4 protein-coding genes are annotated in these 7686 nt (G+C 34.2%); 3 read left to right on the forward strand and 1 reads right to left on the reverse strand.

What is annotated here, in order from left to right; all coding sequences use genetic code 11:
* On the forward strand, positions 1 to 212 hold a 212-nt coding region (locus DMB65_RS21725; protein WP_123955379.1), incomplete at its 5' end, for a T9SS sorting signal type C domain-containing protein.
* 75 nt (positions 213 to 287) lie between these two features.
* Here DMB65_RS21725 and DMB65_RS21730 read toward each other — a convergent pair.
* Positions 288 to 749, reverse strand: coding sequence for a regulatory protein RecX (locus DMB65_RS21730; RefSeq protein ID WP_110308715.1), 462 nt, complete (start codon positions 747 to 749; stop codon positions 288 to 290).
* A 688-nt stretch (positions 750 to 1437) separates the two neighbouring features.
* Between DMB65_RS21730 and DMB65_RS21735 the strand changes: the two genes are divergently transcribed.
* Together DMB65_RS21735 and DMB65_RS21740 are read left to right on the forward strand one after the other, a co-directional pair.
* Complete coding sequence (locus DMB65_RS21735) at positions 1438 to 2262, forward strand: T9SS sorting signal type C domain-containing protein (RefSeq protein ID WP_110308716.1); 825 nt, start codon at positions 1438 to 1440, stop codon at positions 2260 to 2262.
* Positions 2263 to 3900: 1638 nt separating this feature from the next.
* Positions 3901 to 7686: beta strand repeat-containing protein (locus tag DMB65_RS21740; RefSeq protein ID WP_133249523.1), on the forward strand; the 3786-nt coding region annotated here is incomplete at its 3' end.

Genomic DNA, 7686 nt, shown 5'->3' on the forward strand with positions numbered 1-7686 from the left:
TTCAGAATAAGAATATTACAGTGAATTCGACAGTTGAGAATATTGAGAAGGTGTTTATTTATGACATAACCGGAAAACAATTATACCAGAAAGAGGATGTAAATAATCTTCAGCTGTTGATTGAGAACCTTCCATTTGCTCATCAGGTTTTACTGGTAAAAGTAGTTTTGGACAATGGTTACCAGACAACCAAAAAAGTGGTCTTTAAATAGCAACTAAAACAACATAGATTTAAAAATCCGATAGCGAAAGTTATCGGATTTTTTATGGTATTAAGAACAATTAACTTACTTCGATAGTTCAAGTTCTTTTACCTTTTCATAAACCATACTGTTTTCGTAGCCTCTTCGAAGCAGATAATCACAAAATTTCTTCCTTTTTTTTAAAGGATTTTGTTCGATTAGATTTTCCCAGCATCTTTGAGAAAGCTGATCAAAAGTTGTCCTGTATTCATCGGGAGGTATTTCTTTCAAAGCCAGATTAATGTTAGCCGCAGAGATATGCCTGATTTTGAGTTCATTTATAATTCTAATTTTTCCCCAGTGTTTGATACGGTGTTTACCGCGCGCAAAACTACAGGCAAAACGGGTTTCGTTTAAAAAATTATCCTCAATGAGTTTAACAATAATAATGTCTATTTCATCCAAAGACATTTTTAAAGAGTATAGTTTCGTTACTACTTCATCATGACAACGCTCCTGATAGGCACAAAAATGTTCAAGTTTTTGCAGTGCTTCTTTGATAGTCATAATTATATTGGGTTAAGAACTGTATTCAATTGAATACAAATGTAAAATTTATAAAAAGGATTACAATTGCAATATGTTTAAAAAAAAGTCAAAAAAAATAGTAAATTAATATAAAATGTTTTTATATTTGTAATCGTTATTTTAAACGCCTTAACTTCAGTTGTTTAGTATATATATTTTTTAAGAAAAATGTTACTTCAGATCAACCCCCTATTCTGACAACATTTATTTTTTAATACCACTCTTAATAAATATTAAAAGTATTAATTGTTTTTTAATCTTTACACTCTCTTAATTGTGAGTCTAAGATTGCTTTTTAGTTGTTTTCATTTACTCTTTTATTTCGGTTCAAAGTACGTATTATTTACAATAACCTAATTACAATAGTCTAATTAATATTGAACTGTTGGCCATTAAAAGATATCATGCTAAATGATTTTGCTTTAAATTAGAAAAAAGAATTACATGCCTTACAATAATAAGTTGATACTTATTTTATTTTTCAATTATTACACTTTAATTGGTTTTATCAAAGAATCGCATTACATGTATTTCATCGATTTTTCATGTATTTTGTCGATCTGCTAATGAAAAAATGATTACCTTTAATAGTGTTCTTTGATAGTAAAACTAAGAAAGCTATGCCGTTTTTGTTAAATCCGAATTATTCATTTAATACCAGATTGAGATGAAAAATATTTTTATTACAGTAAGCGTGTTTATGATTTTTACATGCTCGTTCGGACAATCAGTAACTAATGCATTTAATGATGTAATCAGAGTAAAGGAAAACAACCTTCTTAAATCATCTGAAACAGCAAAATCCAGTGTGTTGGAAAGGCATCGTGTCTGGCTCAATATGACAAATACAGAAGGAGCTTTTAAACAATTATTAGTTGGTTATATTCAAGGAGCCACAAATGGATATGACAGCAAATTTGACGGTATAACTTTGGATAAAAACCCTTACATTGATTTTTACAGTATCAACCTTGGCAAGAATTTGGTCATTCAGGGACGTGCTTTGCCTTTTGCAGACTTTGATACTGTACCTTTGGGATATCGTACAAGTATAGCGGGAGAATTTACTATTTCTATAGACGAAGTGGATGGGTTGTTTTCTAATCATTGTGTTTTTCTTGAAGATAAACTAACCAGTACAATTGTTGACTTAAAACAAAGCTGCTACACTTTTACTACTCTAACAGGTGTTTTTAACGATAGGTTTGTATTAAGATATACTGATCGAACATTAGCTACAGATGATTTTAAAGCTGAAACTGATTTGGTTTCAATTGGAGTTAAGAATCAATTAATTTCAATAAATTCAGCCAGTGAAAACATTGATAAAATCTTTGTTTATACTATTTCCGGGGAGCAATTATCGAATAAGCAAAACATCGGGGATAAACAGTTAATAATTAACGACTTGCCTTCTGCGCAGCAGATTGTATTTGTCAAAGTTTTTTTAGAAAACGGAAATTCTGTTACTAAAAAAGCACTGTTTAATTAAAAATAGGTCTGTAAAGACATTTCCTTAAACTTCAAGAAAGAAATTAAAAATTATTGGAGTCATTTACAAGATAAGTCAGTATAGATTTTTTTGATGCATTCAAAAGCGATTTAGTTACCTGGCTGACGTAAATTGGAAAGGAGATTTTAGATGTTCAAAATGTAATCATAGATAAGTCTACTAACGTAAATTAAGTTTTTCCAGATATTTTAACTTATTTTCAGTACGTTGAAAGCCCAACAGTCAATACGATTTTTCACGAAGTGAAATTTGGAGCCTGTAACGCTAATGTGATTGTTTTTGAAATGCGTGCTGCCTCAAAAAATCTTTGCTCGTTCCAATGACAAAACGTTATTCTATGAAGCCAGCCAACAGTATGCTTATTTATGCAAAAGTTTATATATTTATGAATAGCAGTAAGCTAAACACAGTAACTGAAAGGTGTAGGTTGATGATTTTGTTTATTGCGGGAAACAAGTGTTAAAGTAAAGCAGAAGCAATTAAAGTAAGAAAAAGGATTTTAACTTAGTGAATAAATCCAAAAAAGAGGCTGTCCGAAAAAGTAAGGACAGCCTCTTTTTTTTGCTGTTTTATTCTAAAACGGTATCTTAGAGTTGCATAAAAATAAAGCAATATTTAAATCGAAATCGATCACTACTCCGACTTTTTCAGATAAATATTTTTGATCAAATTTCAGAAAACTACCCTGTCTTTACATTTCGGACAGCCTCATCAATTCTTTGGATGATGATATTGAGACCGTTTTTTTATATATGATATTTCTGGAAAATTGATGTATAAAAAGATAATACCATTACGTATATAAAATACTCCAGTCTACTCGCTCTTTATCTTCAATACTTCCTAAAAAACAATTTTGAAGTTAAGGTTATACAAAGATTTTTATCCTTGCCTTGAAGAAAAATAACTTTGCATATTTGGGCTATTTTATACGCATAAATGGTGCAATATAAACAGTACTCAATTTCCCGGAAAGTTAAATTTTGAAAAGCCGGTTTTATGGGTAATTTTTTTTAGAAAAGAATCATGAAGAAAAACGAAAAATTATATTCAGGTAATTTGTTAGTTCAATAATTAGCATAAAAACCGATGGTATATTTATGCTATCGGTTTTTTGGGAGCAGAATGATTTAAGCCATAAACAATTAAAAAATTAGAAAAAAAAGTAAAGATTTGGGGTCTATTAAAAAAATTAATCAGGGAATTTATGAGTTTTAAGTAAAATTTTGCGTTTAAAAAATTTTTATATGCAAAAAAACATGTCTTTTATCCTGTTTTTTTTGCTTTTTATCGAATATTTTAATTTTTGTTAAAAAACTGATTTAGAAGCATTATTTTTGTTCCATAATTAGCCCCAAGTTAATTTAGTTTTTGTTTTATTCTTTATGTTTTGATTATCAGAAACATAAAATCTGCTAACCACAGATTTAATAATAAATTAAGTTCAGGGCGACTAATAAAATTGCTATTTTGATATAAAGCATCAAATAATAAAATCAATTTTAATAGAGAAACAAGTTCTTTTGTTAAATTTAATCCGCCCCAAACATGATTAAAAAGCTAAATTTTATCCGTTTATTTTTTTTAAAACAAAACCAGAATGCCTCATCAATTATAATGACAAAATTATTTAGCACTGAAGCTAAATGGCTATGTTTTGTTTTGTTTGTTTTTCAAATGAGTTTTGCACAGACTTGTAATGTAGTTACCAATTCTACTTTTACAGGAAATTCAACTGGATGGACAGTTGGAGGTACTGGTGTGGGATGGTACTATGAACCAACCTGGGCTCCGAATGAGATATATATTGAAAAAGATGGAGCAACAAATCAGTCATTAAGACAACCTTTAACCGGGCTTATAAATAATTCGTTAACTCTTTCATTTAAAATCAAAGGACAAAACGCAAATCGTTTGTCAACCTGTCCTACCACTGCTACACTTGTCATAAGATTAGGAGGTGTTACTTATATGACAATTAATAATGTGGCAGGATCTGCTACAACTCCAAATACCCAAATAACAACAGCTAATATTACTACTTCGAATGGGGCTACCTACACCCAATCAGGATTTCCTTTAACTGTTGGAGGTGCAACTTCAGCTATAACTATAACACAAGGAACTATAACACTTACAATTCCATGGGTTCCGGCCACTGCTACAGCTGCAGACTTAGAATTTTTAGCTACAACTTCAAATACTGCCAGTGGATCTTGTACTGCCTGGGGAGGAGATGACTGGTTTTTAGATGATATCATGCTTTATACTTCTAATCCTGTAGCTTACAATATGACCGGCTCAAGTGTTTGCTCGGGAACTACAACTACAGTTGGATTGTCTAACTCACAATTAGGCGTTAATTATCAGTTATACCGTAACGGTTCTACAGCCGTTGGAAGCCCAGTAGCAGGTACAGGCTCTGCTATTTCTTTTGGAAGTCAAAGCGTAACAGGTGTTTATACAGCAGTAGCTACGGCAGGAACTTCAACTTGTACAACACCTATGAATAATAGTGTTTCGATTAATCCAAATCCAACATTAACCACAGCAGCACAACCTGCAGCACAACCTGCTGTCTGTTCAGGTTCTGCAGGTACAATCAATTTGACAGGTTTGTTGCCAAGTACTACTTCTACAATCAATTATACGATTAACGGTGTTGCACAAACAGCAATTACAGGTGTCGTTTCTGATGCTTCAGGAGCGGGAAGTTTTACAACGCCAGTTTTAACGGTCGCTAATAATGGACAGACATTACGAATAACATCTATCACAAATACCAGTGCCACACCTAATTGTTCTACAAGTTTTGCTACTGATGTAATTTTAGCAGTTCGATCAACACCAACATTAACAGGTGCATCACAATCAGTAACCGCTTGTGCAGGTTCAGGAGCTACAATCAATTTAACAGGTTTGCTGCCTAGTGTTACTTCAACGATTAGTTATAGTATTAATGGTGTTGCACAATCTGCTGTAACTGGAGTTGTTTCTAATGCATCAGGTGTAGCGAGTTTTACTACAGTTGCTTTGACCACTGCTAATAATGGTCAAAATTTGCAAATTACCGGAGTAACGACAACAAGCACTTCACCCAATTGTACTACGAGTTTTACTCAAAATGTTACTTTGTCTGTAATTGCCAGTCCAACAATAACTACAGCAGCTGCCACAGGTGTAGTTACTGCAATTTGTCAAAGCGCAAGTGCTCAGACTACTAACATGACTTATACAGCTACTACATTATCACCTACTAGTTATAGTATTGACTGGGCAACTTTAACAGATCAGTCATCTACTGCATTTACTTTTGCAGCAGGAGGAGGAACAGTAACCGGAATAATAGTTCCGGCAGGTACGCCTTCAGGAACTTATACAGGAACAATGACGGTTACTAGTGCTAGTGGATGTACAGGGACAAAAGCAATTACCCTTACAATTAATCCTGTTTTGACAGCCTCTGTAAGTATTTCTAATTCACCAGCCGGAACTGTTTGTGCAGGAACAAATGTAACGTTTACTGCAACACCAACAAATCCTGGTACAGCTCCGGTTTATCAATGGAAATTGAATGGAGTAAACGTTGGAACCAACTCAACAACGTATTCAAACAGTACGTTATTATTAAATAATGATGTAGTTACCTGTGAAATGACTTCGAACGCTTCTCCTTGTTTAACGGGAAGTCCTGCAACTTCTAATGCGATTACGGTAGCATCTGCAGGTCCAACAACTACAGGGGTTACTATTTGTACTGGTGGCTCAGGATCTTTGAGTTCTTCGACAACTTGTGCTAATGGAAGTAACCAAACTTCAGGCCCAAATAATGCAAGAAGTGGGGCTAATAATACAGGTGTAGGTACAATTGCCTGGACTAATCCTGGAAATATTACTACAGTTGGAACACCGTATGCCACCAGATCGATTAATAACAATAATACTGCTATAACTAATTATTTGATTGGATCGGATTACGATTTTTCAGGTATTCCAACCAATGCAATTATAGGAGGAATAACAGTAACAATTAATCGTAGAACTAGTGGTAGTGGATCAGTAACTGATAGCGCAATAAGAATAGTAAAAGGAGGTAGTATTGGTAGCACTAATAGATCTACAGGTGCTGTTTGGAATACAAGTGGTTTTACTACAGTTACATATGGAGGTACATCTGATTTATGGGGGACAACCTGGAGCGTATCAGATATACAAAATTCTAATTTTGGAGTTGCACTTTCTGCATTAATTTCTACAAACAATAATAGAACCCTAAGTGTTGATTATATGCAGATTACGGTTACTTATACTGTTCCGGGTTCTATAGATTGGTATACAGCTTCTTCAGGTGGTACATTATTAGGTTCTGGAGCATCTTTTAATCCAGTTGGAGTTGCCGGATCAGGATTGGCTAATACAAACACAGTAGGAACAACAACTTTTTATGCAGAATGTTCTTCAAACCCTGGATGTCGTACTCCTGTAACCTTTGTAATTAATGCTACTCCTACGATAGCTGCTATTTCTTCACCATCGGCATTGTGTCCAGGCGGCTCACTAAATCCTGCAGCCCCTACAGTTACGGCTAATGGTTCAACAGTTACGGCTACAGGCTGGCAGTTGGAAACTACAGTTGGAGGAGGAGCTTATGCGAATTTAACAGTTCCTTATACCGTTGCTTTTGCTGATAGCGGCAAACGAATCAGATATTACGCAACTAGTGGTTGTGGTACTACAAATAGTAATGCGGTAGTGATAACTGTAAATCCAACCCCATCAGCTCCTACTGTAGGCACAATAACTCATCTAACTTGTGCAATAAATACAGGAAGTGTAGTGTTACAAGGTCTGCCAAGTGGAAATTGGACAATAAATCAAGCGGGTGATGCTACGGCAAGTTATAATAATACGGTTCCCAATACAACAAGCACTACAATATCAGGATTAGCAGTCGGTAATTATACATTTTCGGTAACGGATGCCAATGGATGCCCTTCAGCAGTTAGTAATGTTTCTATTTTAGATAATTATAATACGTGGAATGGTAGTAGCTGGAGCAGGGGAGTTCCGCCAAACGCTTCGATGAATGCTACAATAGCTTCTGTAACTCCAAGTTCTCCTTTTACGGTAGATTTAGTAGCTTGTGCTTTGACGATTAATAGCGGTGTAGTTGCAACAGTACCATCTGGAGTAACCTTAACCATTACAAATGAAGTAACGGTTAATGGAAGTTTAACATTTGAAAATAATGCCAGTTTGGTGCAAATTAACAATTTAAACAACAACTCGGGTTCTATCACTTACAAGCGTTCCTCACAGGCTATGAAGCGTTACGATTTTACCTATTGGTCCTCACCTGTAGAGAACCAAACGTTATCTAATTTGTCACCTAATACCCGTTGG

Source organism: Flavobacterium cheongpyeongense, assembly GCF_003202435.1.
Classification (GTDB): Bacteria; Bacteroidota; Bacteroidia; order Flavobacteriales; family Flavobacteriaceae; genus Flavobacterium; species Flavobacterium cheongpyeongense.

What these genes read in the sequence shown, in the direction of transcription:
- DMB65_RS21735 (WP_110308716.1), top strand. Translation starts at nt 1,438, where the DNA reads ATGAAAAATATTTTTATTACAGTAAGCGTGTTTATGATTTTTACATGC.
- DMB65_RS21730 (WP_110308715.1), bottom strand. Translation starts at nt 749, where the DNA reads ATGACTATCAAAGAAGCACTGCAAAAACTTGAACATTTTTGTGCCTAT.